A 22,666-nucleotide genomic window follows, 5' to 3' on the forward strand; every position below is an offset into this window, starting at 1 on the left:
TCGACCCGCCGCGCTGCCCCGCCGGGAGCGCCGATACCATCCTGCGCCAGCTGGATGCCTTCGGTCTGCAGCGCGATGGCGTGCTCCGCTATCAGAGCCAGCGTCACGCCGCCTACGCCGAGGCGCTGGAGCAACTCAAGGCCAGTGGTATCGCCTACCCGTGTGATTGCTCGCGCAAGCAGTGGCGCGAGCATGCCATCTACCCCGGCTGGTGCCGAGAGCGAGCCGAACCTCCCACGGGCGAGCATGCCTGGCGGCTGGATGTGCGTGCGGCAGAGCGCTTAGGCGGCACCCGGGCCATTGCTGGCTGGCAGGACCGCCTGCAAGGCGCGGTCCAGCTGGATCTCGCCGCGCTCGGCGACGTGGTGCTCAAGCGACGCGATGGCCTGTGGGCCTATCAGCTGGCCGTGGTGGTGGATGACGCCGAGCAGGGCATCACCGATGTCGTGCGCGGGCTCGATCTGCTCGACAACAGCCCCTGGCAACGTCTGCTGCAGGCCGCGCTCGACCTGCCGATGCCCCGCCTGACGCACCTGCCGCTGATCACGGCCGCCAATGGCCAGAAGCTCTCCAAGCAGAATCTGGCACCGGCCCTGCCGGAAGACGCCAGCGCGATTCGAACGCTGCTGCACCATACCCTGACGCTGCTCGGTCAGGCGCCGCCGCCCGAACTGGCGACCGCCAGCCCCGCTGAGCAACTCGCCCACGCCACTCCTTGCTGGTCACTCGCGGCGGTCGGCACCTCGCCGTCACTCAGTGCGGCCACTGCTCCAATGCCAAGGACCGCTGAGGGCAGCTGAGGGCAGCTGAGGGAAGCTGAGACCAGGCACGCCATGCACTCGGGACGCCTGACAACAGCCACGATTGTCGGATTGCCTCCCCTGTGGGAACAGGACAGACTCAAACGACAGTCATTCCCTCATGCACACCCTCAGGCGAGCGACATCACCCCATGGCCCGGATTCTGATCGTCGAAAAGGAAGGTGCTTCGCGCAACACGCTGCAGCATCTGCTGGAGCGCGAGGGTCACGACGTGGTGCAGGCCAGCGGCCTGGAGGATGCCCGTCTGCAGCACCCTGCCGACTTCGCGCTGGTGATCTGCGACAGCGAACTGGCCGGAGAGCATGCCGACCCGATCCTGCGCGCCAGCCAGCCAACTCCCGTGCTGCTGCTGGCCGACAACCCCAGCCTGCACGCCGCCATCAGCTGCCTGAAAGCGGGGGCAGCCGACTATCTGCCCAAGCCGTTCGACCAGCAGGCCTTCGCGCGCAGCGTGCGAGATGCGCTGTCGCTGCCACGCCAGGGGGCGCCGAGCGCCGCGCCCCCTCCTCCCCAGGCGCATGCTGGCACGGCCAACAAGCCGGTGGAGATGATTGGCCATTGTCGCGCCATGCAACAGGTCTATACCCGCATCCGCAAGGTTGCGCCCGCCGACGTCACCGTGCTGGTGCTCGGTGAGTCCGGCACCGGCAAGGAGCTGGTCGCACGCGCCATTCACCGCCAGAGCGAACGCCATCAGGCGCCGCTGATCTGCGTCAACTGCGCCGCCATTCCCGAGACGTTGATCGAGTCCGAGCTGTTCGGCCATGAAAAAGGCGCCTTCACCGGCGCCACCAGCTCGCGCACCGGTCTGATCGAAGCCGCCGACGGCGGCACACTGTTCCTGGATGAGATCGGCGAACTGCCGCTGGATGCCCAGGCACGCCTGCTGCGAGTGCTGCAGGAGGGCGAGATTCGCCGCGTGGGGGCCATCGAGACGCGCTACGTCGACATCCGCCTCATCGCCGCGACCCATCGCAACCTGCATCAGCTCTCGGCCAGCGGCGAGTTCCGCCTCGACCTCTACTACCGCTTGAACGTGATGGAGATCGACCTGCCGCCCCTGCGTGAGCGCGGCGATGACGTGCTGGAACTGGCCGAGCACCTGCTGGCCGGCATCGCCCGCAAGCATGGTCGTGACGGCATGCGACTCTCTCAGCGGGCGCGTCAGGAAATCCATCACTACGCCTGGCCCGGCAATGTCCGTGAGCTGGAAAACGCCCTCGAGCGGGGCGTCATCCTGGCGGAGCGCCGCATCATCGCCCCGGAAGACCTCGGCCTGCGCACGCCCTCAGGGCAGCCGCTTCAGGCAGCGCCCGCCGCAACGGCAGACCCTGTGCCCCCGCCGACTGCTCAGGCGCCGAAGACAGCGGGCAAAGGGGCGGCAAAAGGAGCAATGAAAGGGTCGATGAAAGGCACAGTGCAAGGCGCCGCCAGGGACGCAAGTCTCGAGACGGCCGCAGCGCCTGTGACAGGTCAGCCCGCGACCGGCCAACAGGACATGGGCCAGCCACCGCCTGCGGACACCCCACGCAGCGGCCTCTCGGTGGTCGGCGATGCCGGTGAAGAGGAAGACCTCTCGCTGGAGGACTACTTCCAGCACTTCGTGCTCGAGCATCAGGACCACATGAGCGAGACCGAGCTCGCACGCCGCCTCGGCATCAGCCGCAAGAACCTCTGGGAGCGACGTCAGCGCCTGGGCATTCCACGTCGCAAGGGCCGCCGCAGCTCTCCCGCAAACTGACGTCGGTGCAATGAAGCTGGAGCGACGCTGGAGCACTGACGCTGGCGCACAGAAGTCACTGCGCTGAAGTCACTGTGCTGAAGTTACTGCACCATGCAGGTGCCCTCCCGAGCGAGCAACCCGCCTGCGGCGCCACCTTGCATGCCAGAGATCCCCGCATCATCGAGGGCATCGCTAGACTTTAGTGTCGAAAGACTCGCAAAAAACCCAGCTCAATCATTAGCTTGCAAGGCACTTCGTTAGACCTTCGCACCAATTGTTACCATCGACCCCAAATCATGACCCCATCCAGCGCACCAATGGCCACGTCAGGTAACACCTCGCACCTCTCTACACCTCACGTCTCAGCGACCTATGTCTAAATGACTGAATTGCTGGTTTTTTTTAAGCTGTGGCACATCCGATGCAATAACACGGTCAAGAAAAAGAACAACCGGAAATACGAAGTGCGCCCAACAACAACAAGAACGCGCAATGCTTCGAAAACCCTCGACACCAACAAGAACAATACCCGTCGAGCGCGTGACATTGATGATGAACCGCATGCCTCACTACATGAGTGGTGACAGGCAAGAGCCAAAACAAGAACAAACGGCCGCAGTTCATTATCCGCCGATCCAACAACAACAAGATATCGGCAGTCCGGAATCTACTGACCAGGACGCGACGAATCCGGCCTCGAGCACCAACAAGAACAACAGGCTCGACCCCGGATCACCCCCGAAACAACAACAACTCGCGGGGGGAGGCTACTCAGCCGTCGGTGAATGGAAGATTGTTTTGAATACGAGATGGTCACCGAACAGACAGCCAGACAACAACAACATGATCTGCAACACGAAGGATCTGTCTGCATTGATTTGTGACTGTGGTGCGTATTCAGGGCGATGCGCCATCACGAAAAAGAACATCCGCTCAAGGATGCGTGTACCCTACCTGCAAGGGAGACCGAGTGATCGGTCTCCCTTTTTCCTTGTCTGAGAGGTGATTTTCGCCTCGTCAGACGCCTTGAAGTGCAGAGTCGGCCCCTGGATGGCAGACCGGCGCTTTGCCAAGGTATCTGCCCTCGGCTACACTGGGCGGCCTGCCACGCACGAGTCGAATCGCTGCATGCTCAAAGGATTTACCCGCTTTCTACAACGCCCCGGTGACCGCTTGAAGACGCTTTTCAATGCAACTGACGCGCCCGCGGCCCCATTGCCCAGCCTGCGTGTGATACCGCGGGATGAGCATCCCGTGTCCCGCCGCCAGCTCAGCGAGAATGCGCTGAAGGTACTCTATCGCCTGCAAAGCGGTGGATATCAGGCCTATCTGGTCGGTGGCTGTATCCGTGATGCCCTGCTCGGACAACGCCCCAAGGACTTCGACGTGGCCACCAACGCCACGCCGGAACAGGTCCGCGAGCTGTTCCGCAATGCCCGCATCATCGGCCGTCGTTTCCGTATCGTGCACGTGCGCTTCGGTCGTGAGGTGATCGAGGTCACCACCTTCCGCGGCAAGCCGGCCGATAGCACGCCCAGCCAGCATACCCAGCAGTCGGAAGACGGCATGCTGCTGCGTGACAACGTCTTTGGCTCCATCGAGGAGGACGCGCTGCGCCGCGACTTCACGATCAATGCCCTCTATTACGACGTGTCCGACTTCACGATCCACGACTGGGCCAATGGCGTACGCGATATCGAAGCGCGCATGATTCGCCTGATCGGTGATCCGGAAACACGCTATCGCGAAGATCCGGTGCGCATGCTGCGCGCCGTCCGCTTCGCCGGCAAGCTGGACTTCGACATCGAGGAGGCCACGGCCGAACCGATGTACGAACTGGCCCCGCTGCTGCTGCAGATTCCGCCGGCGCGCATGTTCGAGGAAGTGCTCAAGCTGTTCATGTCCGGCTATGCACTGGAAACCTTCCATCTCCTGCGTGAGTTTGGTCTGTTCCAGATGCTGTTCCCCGAGACGGAAGAGAGCTTCGCGCATTATCAGTGGTCCATGCCGCTGATCGAGAAGGCGCTGGCCAGCACGGACGACCGCATCCGCGAAGACAAGCCGGTCACGCCGGCCTTCCTGTATGCCGCCCTGCTGTGGCCGGGCGTAAAGGCGCGTACCGACCAGCTGATCGCCAGTGGCATGCCCGATATTCCGGCAGCCCATCAGGCGGCTCAGCAGGCGATCGCTCGCCAGCTCAACCATACCTCGATCCCGAAGCGCTTCAGCATTCCGATGCGCGAGATCTGGGACATGCAGGCCAAGTTGCCGCGTCGCCGTGGCAAACGCGCCTTCCAGACCCGTGAGCATCCGCGCTTCCGCGCCGCCTACGACTTCCTGCTGCTGCGCGAATTCGCCGGCGAAGTGAAGCCGGGGCTGGGCAAGTGGTGGACCGACTTCCAGGAAGTCGATGCTCGCACCCAGGTCACGATGATCGAAGGTGTCTCCGATGAAGGCCCCGCCGGCAGCAAGCCGGTCGGCACCAAGCGTCGCGGCAAGCGTCGGCGCAATGGTCGCGGCCAGGGCTGAGCAGTGGCTCGTCTGAGCCACTGCCGTCTCCACGCAGGAACTCCGCATGATTTCGACAGCCTTGATTGGCCTCGGTGCCAATCTTGACGATCCGCGCGCTCAACTGGAGCGCGCGCTTGAGGCTCTCGACCGGCTGCCGCTGACCCGCTGCACGCGACATTCTCGCCTGTATGCCAGCAAGCCGGTCGGCCCGCAGGACCAGCCCGACTTCGTCAATGCCGTCGCCGAGCTATCGACCCGCCTGTCTCCCCTCGCCCTGCTCGATCAACTGCAAGCCCTCGAACAGCAGCATCGCCGCGTGCGGCTGCGTCACTGGGGCCCCCGCACGCTGGATCTGGACCTGCTGCTCTTCAATGACAGCAGGATCTCGACGCCGCGTCTCGTCGTGCCCCATCGCGAAATGCTCAAACGTGGTTTCGTGATGCGTCCGTTGGCTGACCTGCTGGGCCCGCAGCGCCTAAGCGTGCTGGGCGAGGAGAATCTCGAAACACTGGCGTCTCAAGTTGAGGGCGATGACTTGCTCCCCCTCGGACCTCAGGAGTAGAGTTTCGCCATCTTGTTACCGTCGTGCCCACTTTGGCCTGTGCGGTAACACTTTCTGGTAACACCGGCCCGTGTCGCCCGCAGTCCGCCCTCGGCGGCCTTCTCGCGATCGCGGCTGCTCGACGCCACGGGCAGCTGCGTCATACGCGCCGCAACGAGTAAGCGTCCCGATGAAAAACGTCACCCTGAGCACCCTGCGCCGCCTCAAGGCCGATGGTGAGACGTTCAGTTGCCTCACCGCCTACGATGCCACCTTTGCTCATCTTGCCAGCGATGCCGGCATTGAAGTGCTGCTGGTCGGCGACTCTCTCGGTATGGTCCTGCAGGGCCATACCAGCACCCTGCCCGTCACCATCGATGACATCTGCTACCACACCGCCGCCGTGGCACGTGGCAAGCAAGGCAGCCTGCTGATGGCCGACCTGCCCTTCATGAGCAATGCCAGCACCGACATCCTGCTCGACCATGCGGCGCGTCTGATGCGTGCCGGTGCCGAGATGGTCAAGGTCGAAGGCGAAGCCTGGCTGGCCGATGCCGTCACCGCGCTCGTCCAGCGTGGCGTGCCGGTCTGCGTGCACATGGGCCTGACGCCACAGCACGTGCATGCCTTCGGCGGCTACAAGGTACAGGGTCGCGACGAGGCGCGCGCCGAGCAGATCATCGCCGACGCGCGCACGCTGGAAGCCGCGGGTGCCGCGATCATCCTGCTCGAATGCGTGCCGTCCGAGCTGGCCGCGCGCATTCGTGATGCCGTCGAGGTGCCGGTGATCGGCATCGGCGCCGGCGTGGACGTCGATGGCCAGATTCTGGTCATGCACGACATGCTCGACCTGACGCCCGGCCGCAAGCCACGCTTCGTCAAGAATTTCATGAGTGATGCCGGCAGCGTGCAGGAGGCCTTCGCCGCCTACCACCAGGCGGTCAAGACGCGCAGCTTCCCGGCGCCGGAGCACGGCTTCTGATGAAAACCGTCTCCCAGATCAATGCCCTGCGCGAGCAACTCGCCCAGGCGCGCCGCGATGGCCTGCGTATCGCGCTGGTGCCGACCATGGGCAACCTGCATGCCGGCCACCTGTCGCTGGTCCGTGAAGCGCGCCGCCATGCCGACATGGTCGTCGCGAGCATCTTCGTCAACCCGCTGCAGTTCGGCCCCGGCGAAGACCTCGACAGCTATCCGCGCACCCTCGAGGCCGACCAGAATGCGCTGGCCGCAGAAGGATGTGACCTGCTGTTCGCCCCCTCGACGGCGGAACTCTACCCCGCGGGCCGCGACGGGCTGTGCAACGTGCAGGTGCCGGGCGTTTCCGAAGGCCTGTGCGGCGGCAACCGTCCGGGTCACTTCGATGGCGTCGCCACCGTCGTCAGCATCCTGTTCAATCTGGTACGCCCTGAAGTCGCCTGTTTCGGCGAGAAGGACTTCCAGCAGCTGGCCGTGATCCGCAAGCTCAACCACGACCTGCACTTCGGCATCGAGATCATCGGTGTGCCCATCGTGCGTGCCGAGGATGGGCTGGCGCTGTCATCACGCAACGGCTACCTGAGTGAGCAGGAGCGCGCCATCGCGCCGCGCCTCAAGCAGTGCCTCGACGCCCTGAAGGCTCGCCTTGAACAGGGCGTGACGCGTGATGTGGCACTGCGCGAGGCACTGGCCGCCATCAGCGAGAGCGGCTTCAAGCCGGACTACCTCGAGCTGCGCCGCGCGGCTGACCTGGGGGCGGTCGAGGATGACACGCGCGAGGCGGTGATTCTGGTCGCCGCACACCTGGGCCGTACGCGCCTGCTCGATAACCTGAAGGTCGCCTTGCCGGTGGCCTGATGCCTGATTAGACTGCGCCGCCTTGCACCCTGGCGTGGCACTGTCCGCCACGCCATACGCGCCATGGCCCTGGTCCCAGGGCCTTGATCTGCGCCCGGCGGCGCTCAACTGGAGACATCCTGATGCAAGCCATCATGCTCAAGGCCAAGCTGCACATGGCCCGCGTGACTCACGCCGTCCTCAACTACGAGGGCTCCTGCGCCATCGATGGCGACCTGCTCGACATGGCAGGCATTCGTGAGTACGAACAGATCCAGATCTACAACGTGGACAACGGCAAGCGCTTCACCACCTATGCCATTCGCGGCGAAGAAGGCTCGAAGATCATTTCGGTGAACGGCGCCGCAGCCCACCAGGCCGATGTCGGCGACCGCGTGATCATCTGCGCCTTCGCCCACTACGCCGAGAGCGAGCTGGACGCGCACAAGCCCTCCATGGTCTATCTGATGGAAGGCAACGAGGTCAGCCATACGGCCAACGCCATCCCGGTCCAGATGGCCTGAGCACCCCTTGCTGCCTGCTGCTCCACGCCCTGAGGGCTGATGCTTTCAGGCCTTGAGCCTACCGCGAGCGCTCCAACACGACGCCAGCCCTGCCTGTCAGAGCGCTGGCGTCGTGCCGTCTGGACAGGCGATACGTATGGCTAAAGGCTGACACTGGAGATGCCCTTTGGCGATTGCCGCACCGCACAAAACTGCCTTATGCTGGAATCTCACCTCAGCAGGACTGCGCCTCGCCCGCTTGATGGCATGGCCATAGTCGCAGCCAATTGACTCAGACAGTCTCGCAAGAGAACAGGAGCGTTCAGATGCAGGATGTGGTGATCGTAGCAGCCCGTCGTACCGCCGTAGGCGCCTTCGGTGGCAGCCTGGCTGGCATTTCCGCCGCGGATCTCGGCGCACATGTCATCAAGGATATCCTCGCCAGCACGGGTGTCAGTGGCGATCAGGTCGATGAAGTGCTTCTGGGCCAGGTGCTGACAGCAGGATGCGGTCAGAACCCGGCACGTCAGGCGGTCATCAAGGCAGGCTTGCCGGAAGGCGTGCCCGCCATGACCATCAACAAGGTCTGCGGGTCTGGCCTCAAGGCGCTGCACCTGGCCACCCAGGCCATCCGTTGCGGCGATGCCGAGCTGATTCTGGCCGGCGGCCAGGAAAACATGTCCCTGTCTCCGCACGTGCTGCCCAACTCGCGTGACGGCAAGCGCATGGGCGACTGGAAGGCGATCGACTCCATGGTTCACGATGGTCTGTGGGATGCCTTCAATGACATCCACATGGGCATCACCGCCGAGAATCTGGCCGAGAAATACGAGATCAGCCGTGAAGCCCAGGACGCCTTCGCGGCCGCCTCTCAGCAGAAGGCCTGCGCAGCCATCGAAGCTGGCCGCTTCAAGGGCCAGATCGTCCCGGTCGAGATCCCGCAGCGCAAGGGCGACCCGATCGTCTTCGATACCGACGAGAACCCGCGCGCCGGCACCACGGCCGAGAAACTCGCTGGCATGCGCCCGGCCTTCAAGAAGGACGGCACCGTCACCGCCGGCAACGCCTCGGCGCTCAACGACGGCGCTGCCGTGGTCATGCTGTGCTCCGCCGACAAGGCACGCGAGCTGGGTCTGACGCCGCTGGCGACCATCAAGGCCTACTCCAACGCGGGTGTTGATCCGAAGATCATGGGCATCGGCCCGGCGCCGGCGACTCGCCTGTGCCTCAAGAAGGCCGGCTGGAGCCTGGAAGACCTCGACCTGATCGAAGCCAACGAAGCCTTCGCCGCCCAGGCCCTGTCGGTCAACAAGGAGCTGGGCTGGGATGTCGACAAGGTCAACGTCAATGGCGGCGCCATTGCCCTCGGCCACCCGATCGGTGCCTCCGGCTGCCGTGTGCTGGTCTCGCTGGTGCACGAGATGATCGAGCGTGATGCCAAGAAGGGTCTGGCGACCCTGTGCATCGGTGGCGGTCAGGGTGTCGCGCTGGCCATCGAGCGCAGCTGATCGCTCACATATCTGACCCCCCGCCTGAACCCTCCCTGCTCGCGCAATCTCGAGCAGGGAGATATGCAAAAGCCCCCGCCAGTAACCTGGCGGGGGCTTTTTCTTGCCCCGAGGGCTCACCTCTCATGCAGAGCAGGCAAGACCGGGGCGGGGACGCTCCGCGACGATCGGTCAGTCCTGGGCGGCGGCCTCTTCAGCCTGAGCAGCGGCAAAGGCCGCCTTCTCTTCTTCGCTGATCTCTTTCAGCGACAGCTTGACGCGATTGCGGTTGTCGATGTCGAGCACCTTGACCACCACTTCATCGCCTTCGTTGAGGTAGTCACGTACGTCATTGACCCGCTCCTCGACGATCTGCGAGATGTGCAGCAGACCATCGGTGCCCGGCATGAAGGTGATGAAGGCACCGAAGTCGGCGATGCGCGCCACCTTGCCGACATAGAGCTTGCCGATCTCGGCCTCGGCAATGATGCCCTCGACATATTTGGCAGCCGCCTGTGCCTGCGCCTTGTGCTCGGCATAGATGCGCACGCTGCCATCATCGTCGAGATCGACATTGGCGCCGGTCTCTTCACAGATCTTGCGGATGGTGGAGCCGCCCTTGCCGATCACGTCACGCACCTTGTTGGGCGCGATCTTGAGGGACAGCATCGCCGGGGCATTGTCCGAGACTTCCTGGCGACTGGCGGCCAGCACCTCATTCATCTGCGCGAGGATGGTCAGGCGTGCCTCGAGGGCCTGTTCCAGCGCCTGCTCAAGAATCTCCTCGTCGATTCCTTCGATCTTGATGTCCATCTGCAGCGCGGTAACACCTTCCGCGGTACCCGCGACCTTGAAGTCCATGTCGCCGAGGTGATCCTCATCGCCGAGGATATCGGTCAGTATCGCGACGCCATTGGCGTCCTTGACCAGCCCCATGGCGATACCCGCGACCGGTGCCTTGAGCGGCACACCGGCGTCCATCAGCGCAAGCGAGGCGCCACACACGGATGCCATCGAGCTCGAACCATTGGATTCGGTGATCTCGGAGACGACACGGATCGCGTAGGGGAAGGCCTGCAACGACGGCAACATGGATTCGATGCCCCGACGCGCCAGACGCCCATGGCCGATCTCACGCCGCTTGGGCGCGCCGATGAAGCCTGTCTCGCCGACGCAGTAGGGCGGGAAGTTGTAGTGCAGCATGAAGCGGTCCTGCTTCTCGCCGGACAGCCCTTCGATCAGCTGTGAGTCGCGCGTGGTCCCCAGGGTAGCAGTGGCGATCGCCTGGGTCTCGCCGCGGGTGAACAGCGCCGAGCCATGCGCCTTAGGCAACACGCCCACCGCCATGTCCAGCGGTCGCACGGTGCGCGTATCACGACCATCGATACGCGGCTCGCCGGCGATCACGCGCTGACGCACGATACGCTTCTCGAGCGCCGCGAAGGCCGTGGCGACGGCCTCGACACTGAAGCGCGCGTCATCCTCGGCGCCCAGCAGGTCGATGGCCTGCGCCTTGAGCGCCGACAGACTGTCCTGACGCGCCATCTTGTCACTCAGGCGATAGGCATCACCGATCCGGGTGGCGAAGCTCTGCTCCAGCGCCTCGACCAGCACACGGTCGAGCTTCTGCGGCACCCACGCCCACTTGGGACGATTGACCTTGGCGGCGAACGTCTCGATCCCCGTGATGGCCTTCTGCATCTCGTGATGGCCATAGAGCACGGCGCCGAGCATCTCATCTTCCAGCAGCTCCTGGGCCTCGGACTCGACCATCAACACGGCCTTCTCGGTCCCCGCCACCACCATGTCCAGCTCGGAATGCGCCAGTTCGCTGTAGCCGGGATTCAGGAAGTAGCCGCGCTGCTCGCTGAAGCCGACGCGCGCCGCGCCCACGGGGCCCGCGAAGGGCACCCCGGAGATGCAAAGCGCTGCAGAGGTACCGAGCAGTGCCGCGATGTCCGGGTCGACATTGCGCTCCGCCGACATCACCGTGCAGACCACCTGCACCTCATTCATGAAGCCTTCGGGAAACAGCGGGCGCATCGGACGGTCGATCAAGCGCGAGGTCAGGGTTTCCTTCTCGGTGGGACGCCCTTCGCGCTTGAGGAAGCCGCCGGGGATACGCCCCGCCGCGTAAGCCTTCTCCTGATAATGGACCGACAACGGGAAGAAGGACTGGCCGGGTTTCGGCGACGCCTTGGCCACCACGGTGCACAACACCGAGGTATTGCCCATGGTCACCATCACGCTACCGGTCGCCTGACGCGCGATGCGGCCGGTCTCGAGGGTGATGGTGTCATTACCGTACTGGAAGCTGTGCGTTACCGGGTTCACGGCGCATGTCCTTTAATCTGATAGTCATCGATGCCAGGCGCTCATGGTAAAGCGCGCCACAGGCAATGAAAAGCGGGTTGATCCCACGCGACAAGCGGGCTGCAGCGCGGGTCGAGCCTCTGATCTGAAGCCCGGATCACCTCGGTATCAGGCACAAAAAAACCGACACCGCCCGCAGGCAGTGTCGGTTTTCCTGTGCCCACCGGGGGCCCGCCATGCACCGAAGTGCATGGCGGCAACATCGCTGATTAGCGACGCAGACCCAGACGCTGGATCAGAGCGGTGTAACGCTCGAAGTCCTTGCGCTTGAGGTAGTCAAGCAGCTTGCGGCGCTGGTTGACCATGCGGATCAGACCACGACGGGAGTGGTGATCCTGCTTGTTGGCCTTGAAGTGACCCTGCAGGCCATCAATGTTGGCGCTCAGCAGAGCAACCTGAACTTCCGGGGAACCGGTGTCGTTCTCGCCACGGCCGAATTCGGTAACGATCTCAGCCTTCTTCTCAGCGGTAAGTGCCATCTGTCTCTCCAGTAAGCAATATGCTTGATAGATTAGAAATGTCGAAGACCACGCATATTTGCAGTCTTCATGCGGCTTGCGGCGAGGCCGCAATCAGCTCACCCAGCCGCCGCCTCGACGGCAGAACTGAGCAGTCGGCGAGGAGCGATGACGCCCTCCGCCGCAATCCGGACCAGCCCGAGCAACTGCTGGTCCTGATACACACGAGCCAGGGAGCCCACTTCCAGCGACCCTGTCGTCGTTTCAGCCTGTTGACCACGCAATATCATCCGCGCCATCTCGGCAGTGATGTCGAGACGCGGGAGATGATCGAGCAGGATGTCGACAGGTAACAGAACGCCTTCACGTGCCTGCTGGTCAGCCAGCGCCTCGAGGCGCTCGAAATCCAGCATGGCATCACCCGTGAACGGGCCCGTCTTGAGACGACGCAGTGCCGTGAGGTGGGCTCCACAGCCCAGCGCCTCGCCGATATCCTCGGCCAGACTGCGTATGTAGGTACCCTTGCTGACCGCCACTTCGATCTCGATGCCATCGGAGTGCCGCGCAAGAAGCGCCATATTGTAGATGGTAACGCGACGGACTGCACGCTCGATTTCAATCCCCTGGCGCGCCAGCTCGTAGAGCGGACGTCCCTGGTGCTTGAGCGCGGAGTACATCGGCGGCACCTGATCTATCTCGCCACGGAACCTGTCCAGCACCGCGTCCAGCTCGGCCTGCGCAATCTCGGGAATCTCCCGCTCGCGAATCACCGTGCCTTCCGCATCACCGGTATCGGTGACCTGGCCAAACTTGATCCGTGCCCGATAGACCTTGTCTGCCTCGAGAAGATGCGAGGAGAACTTGGTCGCTTCCCCGAAGCAGACCGGCAACAAGCCGGTCGCCATCGGGTCGAGCGTGCCGGTATGACCGGCCTTCTGCGCCTGGTAGAGGCGACGAGCCTTCTGAAGCGCATAGTTGCTGGACATGCCCTTGGGCTTGTCCAGCAACAGAACGCCATCGATCGGCAAGCCGCGACGACGACGCGCCATCAGGCGTCCGGCGTGGTGCCCGGGGCACCATCTTCGCTGTCGTCATCACCGCGTTCAGCACTGCGCTTGCGATCGTCGGCGACCGCATCGTTGATCAGTGAGGACAGGTGATGGCCACGAACGACGCTTTCATCGTAATGAAAACGCAGTTCCGGCACGTGGCGCAGCTGAATGGTGCGCGCCAGCTGGGAGCGCAGGAAACCTGCCGCGCGCTTGAGCACGGCGAGGTTTTCCTTGATGCGTTCCGGGCTGTCGTCACCCAGCAGGGTCACGTAGACATCGGAGTAGGACAGGTCGCGGCTGACCTTGGCGGCGCTGACCGTCAGCATGCCAAGGCGCGGGTCCTTGACCTCGCGCTGAATCAACAGCGCGAGCTCTTGCTGGATCTGGTCCGCCACGCGGTCAGTACGGCTGTATTCACGCATCCGTGATCTCTCCTTGCAGGGGCGCTATCAGAGCGTGCGCTCGACCTGGATCTGGTCGAACACCTCGATCTTGTCGCCAACCTGCACGTCGTTGTAGTTCTTGACGCCGATACCACATTCCATGCCGTTGCGGACTTCGTTGACGTCATCCTTGAAGCGACGCAGTGATTCCAGCTCGCCTTCATAGATGACCACGTTGTCACGCAGCACGCGGATGCGCTTGGAGCGGTACATGTTGCCTTCGACGACCATACAACCGGCGATCGCGCCGATCTTCGGTGCCTTGAAGACATCGCGCACTTCGGCAACACCGACGATCTGCTCGCGGAATTCCGGTGCCAGCATGCCAGTCATGGCCAGCTTGACCTCGTCGATCAGCTGGTAGATGACGCTGTAGTAGCGCAGATCCAGACCTTCACGTTCGACGATCTCACGCGCGGAGGCGTCGGCACGGACGTTGAAGCCGACCAGGATCGCTTCGGAAGCGAGTGCCAGGTTGGCATCGGTACCGGTGATACCACCGACACCGGAAGAGACCACGGCCACCTTGACTTCTTCGGTGGAGAGTTCTTCCAGCGCGCCACGGATGGCTTCCAGAGAACCCTGCACGTCGGCCTTGAGGACGACGTTGACCTTGGCGACTTCGTCCTGGCCCATCTGGGAGAACATGTTCTCCAGCTTGGCCTTCTGCTGACGTGCCAGGCGCACTTCGCGGTACTTGCCCTGACGGAAGTTGGCGACTTCACGTGCCTTCTTCTCGTCCGGGACCACGGTGAACTCTTCACCGGCGTCCGGCGTGCCACCCAGGCCCTGGATCTCGACCGGCATGGCCGGACCCACGGAATCGACCTGCTTGCCGAGTTCGTTGATCAGCGCACGCACACGGCCGTAATGCAGGCCGGCGAGGACGATGTCGCCCTTCTTCAGCGTACCGTTCTGGACCAGCACGGTCGCGACCGGGCCACGGCCCTTGTCGAGACGGGACTCGACCACGACGCCTTTACCCGGCGCGGACGGCACGGCCTGAAGTTCGAGAACTTCGGAGACCAGCAGGACACCTTCGAGCAGCGCGTCGATGTTTTCGCCGGTCTTGGCGGAAACGTGGACGAACTGGGTATCACCACCCCATTCCTCGGAGATGACACCGTGCTGGGACAGCTCATTCTTGACGCGGTCCGGATCAGCACCCGGCTTGTCGATCTTGTTCACCGCCACGACCATCGGGACACCCGCGGCCTTGGAGTGCTCGACAGCCTCGATGGTCTGCGGCATCACGCCATCATCGGCAGCCACCACCAGGATGACGACGTCGGTCGCCTTGGCACCACGAGCACGCATGGCGGTGAACGCCGCGTGGCCCGGGGTATCCAGGAAGGTGATGTCACCGTTGTCGTGTTCGACGTGGTAGGCACCGATGTGCTGGGTGATACCACCCGCTTCACCTGTGGCGACCTTGGTGCGGCGGATGTAATCCAGCAGCGAGGTCTTGCCGTGGTCGACGTGACCCATGACGGTAACGACCGGCGCGCGGGTGATCTGCTCACCTTCGTAGGAGATGCCTTCGAGAACGGCTGTCTCGAGTGCGTCATCCTTGATCAGCTTGGGCGTGTGGCCCATTTCCTCGACCACGATGGTCGCGGTTTCCTGATCGATCGTCTGGTTGATGGTGACCGCAGCGCCCATGTTGAACATGGTCTTGATCACTTCAGACGCCTTGACGGCCATCTTGTCGGCGAGGTCTGCCACTGAGATGGACTCAGGGATGGAGACTTCACGGACGAAGGTCTGGACCGGCTTCGGCGGCTGACGGTTGGCATCACGGCCACCACGGCGACCACCGCGACGCTCGGCGCGCTTGACCTTCTTGGCCCCGCCACGCTTGCGTTCGCTACGGTCTTCACGGGCTTCGCGACGATCACGTGATTCATCACGCGGCGCAGCCTTGGCGCGACGCGGCGCATCACCACGCGGCTCCTTCGGCGGCGCATTGACTTCCGGCGCAGCGTCGGCGGCCGGTGCAGCGGCAGCAGCCGGTGCACTCTGACGCGGACGCTCTTCGCGACGGTTGTCATTGCCACGACGCTCTTCGCGCTGCGGTGCCGCAGCCGGCTTGTCCGCAACGGCAGCTGCCGGTGCAGCAGCAGCCGGCGCTTCTGCAGCCTGCTCTTCGCCCTCTTTGACGTAGGTACGCTTCTTGCGCACCTGCACCTCGATGGACTTGCCGCGACCGCTACCCGTGTTGATGCGAGACTTGGTCTTGCGGGTCAGGGTAATGCGGTTCTTGGGCGCTGCCGGAGCGGCGCCACCACCGTGGCTCTTGGTGAGGTGATCAAGCAGCTTCTGCTTGTCGACCTCAGAGACGGCGTCGTTCTCTGACTTGTGCTTCAGACCCGCTTCATGCATCTGTTCCAGTAGGCGGGCTGACTCGCGGCCCACCTTCTTGGCGAATTCTTTGACTGTCATTTCTGACATGTACGACCCTCCTGAGCCCGTGACCTAGTTACTGTTCGCTTGCGAACCAGGGCGCGCGGGCGGTCATGATCAACGCCGCTGCTCGCTCTTCGTCGACGCCTTCGATGTCTTTCAGATCATCGATGGCCTGCTCAGCAAGGTCTTCCATGGTGACGATACCCTTGCTGGCCAGGATGTATGCCAGATGACTCTCCATGCCTTCCATGTTGAGCAGGTCTTCGGCCGGCTGTGCGCCGTCCAGTTGCTCTTCAGTGGCGATGGCGAGATTCAGCAGTTCATCCTTGGCCCGAGCGCGCAGCTCCTCGACCAGATCCTGGTCAAAGCCCTCGACCTCGAGCATTTCCTCGAGCGGGACATAGGCGATTTCCTCGAGTGAGGTGAAGCCCTCGTCCACCAGGACACGGGCTAGATCCTCTTCAATCTCGAGATGAGTGATGAAATATTCGACGAAACTGTCGATTTCCTGCTCGCGCTTGCCCTCGGCTTCCGCCTCGGTCATGACGTTGAGCTGCCAACCGGTCAGCTCACTGGCCAGACGAACGTTCTGACCGCTGCGACCGATGGCCTGAGCCAGGTTGTCCGCAGCGACAGCGACATCCATGGAATGGGTGTCTTCGTCGACCAGAATGGAACCGACATCTGCCGGCGCCATGGCGTTGATGACGAGCTGGGCAGGATTGTCATCCCACAGGATGATATCCACGCGTTCGTTACGTAGTTCATTGGACACGGCCTGCACGCGTGAACCACGCATGCCGACACAGGCACCGATCGGATCGATACGCTTGTCGTTGCTCTTGACCGCGATCTTGGCGCGCGAGCCCGGATCACGGGCAGCACCCTTGATCTCGATCAGCTGCTCGGCGATTTCCGGGACTTCGATCTTGAACAGCTCGATGATCAGCTCAGGACGCGTACGCGACAGGATCAGCTGAGAACCACGAGCATCCGCGTCGACTTTCCACAGCAGGGCACGAACCCGCTCGTTCAAGCGGTAGCGCTCGCCGTGAATCATCTCACCGCGCGGCAGGAAGCCTTCGGCGTTGTCGCCCAGATCGATGATGAGGCCATCACGTGTCGTCTTCTTGACGATACCCGCGACCAGCTCACCTTCACGCTCGGCGTAAAGGCGCACCACTTCCGCACGCTCGGCCTCGCGCACCTTCTGCACGATGACCTGCTTGGCGGTCTGTGCAGCAATGCGACCGAACGCTTCGGATTCGATCTGCTTCTCGACCACGGCACCCAGCGCCAGCGGCTCTTCGCGCTGTTCGGCGATGCTGGCCTTGATCTCGTAGTCCGGCGTCTCGAACTCGTCGTCTTCGACGACGGTCCAGCGACGGTAGGTCGCGTAATCACCGGTGACACGATCGATCTTGACGCGGATATCCGCCTCTTCCTGATCGAAACGCTTGCGTGACGCCGAAGCCAATGCCGCTTCGACGGCTTCGAAAATCACATCCCGCGGCACGCCTTTCTCGTTGGAGATGGCGTCAACGACCAGCAGAATCTCTTTGCTCATGACTTTGCCTCGCCAGAAACCTGTCCTTGCGCATCGACCCGGGCTCGCAACGCGAGCGGTGTGCCGACAACGTCAGTTATTTGAACTGCGGCACAATGCGTGCCTGGTCGATGCTTTCAATGGGAAAGCAGTATTCTTCTTCATCGACCCGGATCACGACATCACCGTCTTCGGTGCCAGTCACCAGCCCCTGGAACTTGCGCTGGCCATCGAAGGCCTGGCGAAGTCGCAGTGCCACCACGTGACCGATGTAGCGCTCGTACTGGTCAAGCGTGAACAACGGACGATCCATGCCTGGAGACGAGACTTCAAGCTGGAACTGACCGGTAATGGGGTCTTCGACATCCAGTACGGCACCCACCTGACGACTGACGTTTGCGCAGTTGTCCACGGTAATGCCATCGGGATGGTCGATATAGATCACCAGACGGGACTGCTTGCCTTGGGAGAGATAGTCGATACCCCAGAGCTCGAAGCCCAGAGCAGAGACGACTGGATCGATAAGCGCGTTAAGCGCAGCGTCCTTGGTTGACACAGACGAGGCTCCTACAGCAGTTGCATCAGGCACCTGACCGGGAGTAGAGAAGAGAGCTAGGTGGCTGATTGGCACTGGTGCTAACAAAAAGCCCCTTCATAGGAAGGGGCCTTTCAAGAAACTTGGTAGCGGGGACCGGATTTGAACCGATGACCTTCGGGTTATGAGCCCGACGAGCTACCAGACTGCTCCACCCCGCAACAATAGTCGGACGATGGTAATGTCACCGAAAAAGGAGGTCAAGGAATGACGTCTTTCCAAGGTGGCAGAGTTGCGTCCAGACTGCCAATCGATCTAACAAGATGGTGCCGAAGGGGGGACTTGAACCCCCACGACCATAAGGTCACTACCCCCTCAAGATAGCGTGTCTACCAATTCCACCACTTCGGCACGGGGGCGGGTATCGCCTGAGACGTTACCCGGAAGAATTCAAAGTTAACGCCTTGAATTCCTTAGAGTGCTGGTTGGTCTGCGTTGCCGCTTTCCTCAAGCACTGGCGACGTATTCTCCACACTTTCCTCGGAGTCGTCAAGTGATGGCAGTGAATTTTTCTGCTGCTCGATCACGCTGGCATTCGGAATGCCCGCTTCGACTGACGGCTGGTTGGCGTTGGACGCGAACCAGGCCAGTGTCAGAGAGGTCGCGAAGAAGCCCGCGGCCAGAACACCCGTGAAGCGCGCGAGGAAGTTGCCGCTACCGCTGGACCCGAAAACGGTCTGGGAAGCACCACCGCCACCAAAGGCAGCGCCAGCTTCGGCACCCTTGCCCTGCTGGAGAAGGACGAGCACGATCAGCGCGACCGCGAGTACCACATGGACCATCAGAACGGCTACTTGCATGAGATTCAACCTGCAGACTGGCAAATGGCTAGGAATTCGTCGATCTGGAGCGAGGCACCGCCCACGAGACCGCCGTCGATATCCGGCTGCGCAAGCAGCTCGGCGGCATTGGCAGCTTTCATGCTGCCGCCGTACAACAATTGCATTGCCTCGGCGAGCGAGGCAGACCACTCGGCCAGGCGCGCGCGAATGGCCGCATGGACCTCCTGCGCCTGCTGGGGCGAGGCGGTGCGCCCGGTACCGATGGCCCAGACGGGCTCATAGGCGACGACCAGACGCGTGCGCGCATCGGCGGAGAGCGCGGAGAACACCGCCTCCAGCTGTCCCAGCACGACACGCTCCGTGTCACCGGCTTCACGCTCCTCGAGCGTCTCACCGACGCACAGCACCGGTGTGAGGCCAGCGGCAAGCGCCGCCTCGACGCGCGCCAGTACCGCCGCATCGTCTTCAGCATACAGGCTTCGACGCTCCGAGTGACCGACCAGCACCATCGTGGCACCGACATCCTTGAGCATCTGACCCGCCACTTCGCCGGTAAAGGCACCCTCGCTCGCCGGGTTCAGCGTCTGCCCCGCCAGCGCCACGCTCACAGGCATGCTCGCGCGAGCGGCGCTCAGATAAGGGAAAGGCACTGCCAGCGCCACCTGAATGCCCTGCGGCAGCTCAGCCGCCTGCAGACCCCGGGCAAACTCATCGACCAGGGCAAGATCACCATTCATCTTCCAGTTTCCGGCAATCAGCGGTGTACGCATGTGCTTCTCCCTTGTGAGCAGTGCGAGGATGGTAATGGAGCCGCCCTTGACTGACAACCTTCGCGACCCCTGTCAAGCCCCGTGATCCGGCACGATCAGGCTCGGGGCAACTGCCAGAAACGACAACAGGCGCACTCGGCGCCTGTTGTCGTCCTGTGCAACCCGACCACTCGGCGACGTGAACCGTCGCCCCGGCGAGTCGCCTTGTCAGCGCATCACGCCGACATGCTGGATTCGACCGTCGCGGCGATCTGACCCGCCAGCGCATCGACATCGAAGTGCGGACGCCCTTCGACCATGACGCGAATCAGCGGTTCCGTGCCGCTGGGGCGCAGCAGCACGCGCCCTTCGTTACCCAGCGTCTGCTCCACTTCGACCACGGCGGCCTGCACGGCATCCGCCGCCATCAGCGCCTTGTTGTCACACCCCGGCGCCAGACGCACATTGATCAGCGCCTGAGGGGCCTTTTCGAAGCCGACCAGCAATTCACTGAGCGAGCACTCTTCACGCGCCATGATCGCCAGCACCTGCAGCGCCGAGACGATGCCATCACCGGTGCTCTGGATATGACTGCAGACGATGTGGCCGGAGGATTCGCCACCCAGCTGCCAGCCATTGGCTTCCAGACGCTCGATGACGTAGCGGTCACCGACCTTGGCACGCTCGAAGGGAATTCCCAGGCCTTCCAGTGCTGCCGCCAGGCCGAAGTTGGACATCAGGGTGCCGACGACACCGCCGCCCAGCACACCGCGCTCGTGACGGTCACGCGCGATCATGTAGAGGATGTCGTCACCATCGATGACACGGCCATCGGCATCGACCAGGATCAGGCGGTCACCATCCCCATCGAAGGCCACGCCCAGATCGGCGCCCTGCTCGATGACGGCCGCGCGCAGCGCCTGCGGGTGCGTGGAGCCGACGCCCTGATTGATGTTGAGGCCATCCGGCTCACCGCCGATGACGCTGACCTTGGCGCCCAGCTCGCGGAAGACGTTCGGCGCGATGTGATAGGTCGCACCATGCGCGCAATCCAGCACCACCTTCATGCCGTGCAGCCCCAGACGGCCCGGCAACGTGGACTTGCAGAATTCGATATAGCGACCGGCCGCATCCTGGATGCGTGACGCCTTGCCCAGGCTGTCCGGGCCGACTATCACGATGTCGCGGTCCAGCTCGGCTTCGATCTCGGCTTCCAGCGCATCATCCAGCTTGGTGCCGGCAGCGGAGAAGAACTTGATGCCGTTGTCCGGATAGGCGTTGTGGGAGGCCGAGATGACGATGCCGGCATCAGCGCGGAAGGTGCGCGTCAGATAGGCGATCCCCGGTGTCGGCATCGGGCCGAGCAGGGACACATCGACGCCCGCTGCCGAAAGGCCGGACTCGAGCGCGGATTCGAACATGTAGCCCGAGATGCGCGTGTCCTTGCCGATCAATACCTTGCCGCGGCCGTGACGGGCGAATACGCGGCCTGCCGCCCAGCCCAGCTTGAGCATGAAGTCTGGCGTGATGGGGAATTCCCCGACCGTGCCGCGAATACCATCCGTACCAAAATAACGTCGACTCATCGTATCGTGCCTTCCTGTAGCACGGCCCATGCCATGTCGACAGCGTCGACAGTCGGGGCCACGTCGTGAACGCGAAACAGTCTGGCCCCGTCACGAACGGCCAATGCCGTCAGTGCCAGGTTACCAGCCAAGCGATCCTCTACCGCGCGCCCGAGGGCATTGCCGATCATGCTCTTGCGTGACGTGCCGATCAGCAGCGGGAGGTTGAATTCATGCAACTGCGCCATGCGGTGATACAGGCGCAGATTGTCTTGCAGTGACTTGCCGAAGCCGAAGCCGGGGTCCAGCAGCAGTCGCTCACGCGCGATGCCCGCCGCCTCACAGGCCGCGATACGTGCCGCCAGGAACGTCCGGACTTCCTGCTCGATGGACTGAGCATAATGCGTATCCTGCTGCATGGTGTCCGGCTCACCGCGCATGTGCATCAGACAGACGGGCAGCCCGCTGGCAGCGGCGGCCTCGAGCGCGCCGTCTCGATTCAGCGCACGCACGTCATTGATCATGCCGACCCCCAGCCGTGCGGTTTCGCGCATGACTTGCGGGTTGCTGGTATCGATGCTCACCAACGCGCCCAGCTCACTCACCAGCCGCTCCACCACCGGGCAGACCCGCTCAAGCTCTTCCTCGGTGCTGACCGGCGTCGCCCCGGGTCGCGTCGACTCACCGCCGACATCGATCATCGCGGCACCATCGACCAGCATCTGCTCGGCATTGCGCAGCGCGGCGTCCAGAGTCGCGCTGCGGCCGCCATCCGAGAAGGAGTCCGGCGTCACGTTGAGAATCCCCATCACCCGCGGACGCGAGAGATCGAGATGATGTCCAGCGCACTCCAATGACATCAGATGGCCCACTCGAGGCTCGAGAGGCGTACTCAAGGCAGAATTCGTCATGGCATTCCATGCAGGCGAGAGGGGCACGAAGGTGGCTTCGCAGCCCGTTCAGAAATGATTGCGCACCACTTTAAAGAGCCAGCCCATGGCGCGCAAGGCGTGGAATGGCCGCCACACGGGGCGTCAGCAGATGGCAACGCCATTGGCTCAGACCTTTCACCCCACGCTCATCATGGCGCTGACAATGCCCGTGCAGAGACATGAGTCGACGCCGTCACACCACGGCGTAGGCCACTCATCAGCAGTACCTTAACTTCACCAGCGTCATTGCTTCAGCGGTACAGGTCACCATTGCTGCAGACAAGAAAACGCCCGACTGGCAAGCCAGTCGGGCGTTTTTCCTTTCAGAGGCTCAGATATCGCATGCGATATCGGGCGCGCCCC

Annotated in this window: 19 protein-coding genes and 2 tRNA genes; 8 read left to right on the plus strand and 13 right to left on the minus strand. The window is 63.0% G+C overall.

Translation table 11 applies throughout. The features are described from left to right. The 8 genes from QD280_RS07185 to QD280_RS07220 all read left to right on the plus strand — a co-directional run. Nucleotides 1-800 (plus strand): glutamate--tRNA ligase family protein (locus tag QD280_RS07185; RefSeq protein WP_279838810.1); only part of this gene is annotated, 800 nt, incomplete at its 5' end. Nucleotides 801-952: 152 nt separating this feature from the next. Next, nucleotides 953-2,563 carry a sigma 54-interacting transcriptional regulator gene (locus QD280_RS07190; protein ID WP_279838811.1) on the plus strand — a complete coding sequence of 537 codons (1,611 nt, stop codon included), beginning with the start codon at nucleotides 953-955 and terminating at the stop codon, nucleotides 2,561-2,563. 1,110 nt (nucleotides 2,564-3,673) lie between these two features. Next, the gene (gene pcnB / locus QD280_RS07195; RefSeq protein WP_131431144.1) at nucleotides 3,674-5,074 is read left to right on the plus strand and encodes a polynucleotide adenylyltransferase PcnB; all 1,401 of its coding nucleotides are present in this window, start codon (nucleotides 3,674-3,676) and stop codon (nucleotides 5,072-5,074) included. Nucleotides 5,075-5,120: 46 nt separating this feature from the next. Continuing rightward, nucleotides 5,121-5,618 carry a 2-amino-4-hydroxy-6-hydroxymethyldihydropteridine diphosphokinase gene (gene folK, locus QD280_RS07200; RefSeq protein ID WP_279838812.1) on the plus strand — a complete coding sequence of 166 codons (498 nt, stop codon included), beginning with the start codon at nucleotides 5,121-5,123 and terminating at the stop codon, nucleotides 5,616-5,618. 169 nt (nucleotides 5,619-5,787) lie between these two features. Further along, the gene (panB, locus tag QD280_RS07205; RefSeq protein ID WP_054556449.1) at nucleotides 5,788-6,579 is read left to right on the plus strand and encodes a 3-methyl-2-oxobutanoate hydroxymethyltransferase; all 792 of its coding nucleotides are present in this window, start codon (nucleotides 5,788-5,790) and stop codon (nucleotides 6,577-6,579) included. Beyond that, on the plus strand, nucleotides 6,579-7,433 hold the full coding sequence (gene panC, locus QD280_RS07210; RefSeq protein WP_279838813.1) for a pantoate--beta-alanine ligase: 855 nt from the start codon (nucleotides 6,579-6,581) through the stop codon (nucleotides 7,431-7,433). Before panB ends, panC begins: the two co-directional genes overlap by 1 nt. 122 nt (nucleotides 7,434-7,555) lie before the next feature. After that, entirely contained in the window at nucleotides 7,556-7,936 is a 381-nt protein-coding gene (gene panD / locus QD280_RS07215) for an aspartate 1-decarboxylase (RefSeq protein ID WP_043333409.1), read from the plus strand. Between the two features lie 305 nt (nucleotides 7,937-8,241). Next, nucleotides 8,242-9,423 carry an acetyl-CoA C-acetyltransferase gene (locus QD280_RS07220; protein ID WP_192839087.1) on the plus strand — a complete coding sequence of 394 codons (1,182 nt, stop codon included), beginning with the start codon at nucleotides 8,242-8,244 and terminating at the stop codon, nucleotides 9,421-9,423. 171 nt (nucleotides 9,424-9,594) lie between these two features. On the opposite strand, the gene pnp is transcribed toward QD280_RS07220, so the two are convergent. The 13 genes from pnp to folP form a co-directional block, all read right to left on the minus strand. After that, nucleotides 9,595-11,736, minus strand: coding sequence for a polyribonucleotide nucleotidyltransferase (pnp, locus tag QD280_RS07225; protein ID WP_279838814.1), 2,142 nt, complete (start codon nucleotides 11,734-11,736; stop codon nucleotides 9,595-9,597). Nucleotides 11,737-11,984: 248 nt separating this feature from the next. After that, nucleotides 11,985-12,254, minus strand: coding sequence for a 30S ribosomal protein S15 (gene rpsO, locus QD280_RS07230; RefSeq protein ID WP_024952154.1), 270 nt, complete (start codon nucleotides 12,252-12,254; stop codon nucleotides 11,985-11,987). Between the two features lie 98 nt (nucleotides 12,255-12,352). Then, nucleotides 12,353-13,282 carry a tRNA pseudouridine(55) synthase TruB gene (truB, locus tag QD280_RS07235; RefSeq protein WP_279838815.1) on the minus strand — a complete coding sequence of 310 codons (930 nt, stop codon included), beginning with the start codon at nucleotides 13,280-13,282 and terminating at the stop codon, nucleotides 12,353-12,355. Beyond that, nucleotides 13,282-13,707, minus strand: coding sequence for a 30S ribosome-binding factor RbfA (gene rbfA / locus QD280_RS07240; RefSeq protein WP_043333400.1), 426 nt, complete (start codon nucleotides 13,705-13,707; stop codon nucleotides 13,282-13,284). The genes truB and rbfA overlap by 1 nt, the downstream gene beginning before the upstream one ends. Before the next feature lie 27 nt (nucleotides 13,708-13,734). Next, nucleotides 13,735-16,179, minus strand: a complete 2,445-nt coding sequence (gene infB / locus QD280_RS07245) for a translation initiation factor IF-2 (RefSeq protein ID WP_043333398.1) — start codon at nucleotides 16,177-16,179, stop codon at nucleotides 13,735-13,737. A gap of 28 nt (nucleotides 16,180-16,207) precedes the next feature. Beyond that, on the minus strand, nucleotides 16,208-17,701 hold the full coding sequence (nusA, locus tag QD280_RS07250; RefSeq protein WP_054556444.1) for a transcription termination factor NusA: 1,494 nt from the start codon (nucleotides 17,699-17,701) through the stop codon (nucleotides 16,208-16,210). Nucleotides 17,702-17,777: 76 nt separating this feature from the next. Beyond that, nucleotides 17,778-18,236, minus strand: a complete 459-nt coding sequence (gene rimP, locus QD280_RS07255) for a ribosome maturation factor RimP (RefSeq protein ID WP_043333393.1) — start codon at nucleotides 18,234-18,236, stop codon at nucleotides 17,778-17,780. A gap of 123 nt (nucleotides 18,237-18,359) precedes the next feature. Then, a tRNA-Met gene (locus QD280_RS07260) sits at nucleotides 18,360-18,436 on the minus strand. A gap of 103 nt (nucleotides 18,437-18,539) precedes the next feature. Then, nucleotides 18,540-18,626: transfer RNA gene (locus QD280_RS07265), tRNA-Leu, on the minus strand. A 62-nt stretch (nucleotides 18,627-18,688) separates the two neighbouring features. Beyond that, nucleotides 18,689-19,075: a preprotein translocase subunit SecG gene (gene secG, locus QD280_RS07270; protein WP_043333391.1), complete on the minus strand. Its 387-nt coding sequence runs from the start codon at nucleotides 19,073-19,075 to the stop codon at nucleotides 18,689-18,691. Nucleotides 19,076-19,080: 5 nt separating this feature from the next. Continuing rightward, nucleotides 19,081-19,827 (minus strand): triose-phosphate isomerase, encoded by a 747-nt coding sequence (gene tpiA, locus QD280_RS07275; protein WP_107335694.1) that lies wholly within the window; start codon nucleotides 19,825-19,827, stop codon nucleotides 19,081-19,083. A 215-nt stretch (nucleotides 19,828-20,042) separates the two neighbouring features. Continuing rightward, the gene (glmM, locus tag QD280_RS07280) at nucleotides 20,043-21,392 is read right to left on the minus strand and encodes a phosphoglucosamine mutase (protein ID WP_043333386.1); all 1,350 of its coding nucleotides are present in this window, start codon (nucleotides 21,390-21,392) and stop codon (nucleotides 20,043-20,045) included. Further along, entirely contained in the window at nucleotides 21,389-22,231 is an 843-nt protein-coding gene (folP, locus tag QD280_RS07285; protein ID WP_279838942.1) for a dihydropteroate synthase, read from the minus strand. The genes glmM and folP overlap by 4 nt, the downstream gene beginning before the upstream one ends. Between the last annotated feature and the right edge of the window lie 435 nt (nucleotides 22,232-22,666).

This window comes from Cobetia sp. 1AS1 (assembly GCF_029846435.1).
In the GTDB taxonomy this organism is placed as follows: domain Bacteria; phylum Pseudomonadota; class Gammaproteobacteria; order Pseudomonadales; family Halomonadaceae; genus Cobetia; species Cobetia amphilecti.

Bases quoted from the DNA above. Each gene is read 5' to 3' on its own strand.
- infB (WP_043333398.1), bottom strand. From the start codon at position 16,179: ATGTCAGAAATGACAGTCAAAGAATTCGCCAAGAAGGTGGGCCGCGAG.
- rbfA (WP_043333400.1), bottom strand. From the start codon at position 13,707: ATGCGTGAATACAGCCGTACTGACCGCGTGGCGGACCAGATCCAGCAA.
- secG (WP_043333391.1), bottom strand. From the start codon at position 19,075: ATGCAAGTAGCCGTTCTGATGGTCCATGTGGTACTCGCGGTCGCGCTG.
- QD280_RS07190 (WP_279838811.1), top strand. From the start codon at position 953: ATGGCCCGGATTCTGATCGTCGAAAAGGAAGGTGCTTCGCGCAACACG.
- tpiA (WP_107335694.1), bottom strand. From the start codon at position 19,827: ATGCGTACACCGCTGATTGCCGGAAACTGGAAGATGAATGGTGATCTT.
- panB (WP_054556449.1), top strand. From the start codon at position 5,788: ATGAAAAACGTCACCCTGAGCACCCTGCGCCGCCTCAAGGCCGATGGT.
- folP (WP_279838942.1), bottom strand. From the start codon at position 22,231: ATGTCATTGGAGTGCGCTGGACATCATCTCGATCTCTCGCGTCCGCGG.
- QD280_RS07220 (WP_192839087.1), top strand. From the start codon at position 8,242: ATGCAGGATGTGGTGATCGTAGCAGCCCGTCGTACCGCCGTAGGCGCC.
- truB (WP_279838815.1), bottom strand. From the start codon at position 13,282: ATGGCGCGTCGTCGTCGCGGCTTGCCGATCGATGGCGTTCTGTTGCTG.
- rpsO (WP_024952154.1), bottom strand. From the start codon at position 12,254: ATGGCACTTACCGCTGAGAAGAAGGCTGAGATCGTTACCGAATTCGGC.
- panD (WP_043333409.1), top strand. From the start codon at position 7,556: ATGCAAGCCATCATGCTCAAGGCCAAGCTGCACATGGCCCGCGTGACT.
- panC (WP_279838813.1), top strand. From the start codon at position 6,579: ATGAAAACCGTCTCCCAGATCAATGCCCTGCGCGAGCAACTCGCCCAG.
- glmM (WP_043333386.1), bottom strand. From the start codon at position 21,392: ATGAGTCGACGTTATTTTGGTACGGATGGTATTCGCGGCACGGTCGGG.
- folK (WP_279838812.1), top strand. From the start codon at position 5,121: ATGATTTCGACAGCCTTGATTGGCCTCGGTGCCAATCTTGACGATCCG.
- pcnB (WP_131431144.1), top strand. From the start codon at position 3,674: ATGCTCAAAGGATTTACCCGCTTTCTACAACGCCCCGGTGACCGCTTG.
- nusA (WP_054556444.1), bottom strand. From the start codon at position 17,701: ATGAGCAAAGAGATTCTGCTGGTCGTTGACGCCATCTCCAACGAGAAA.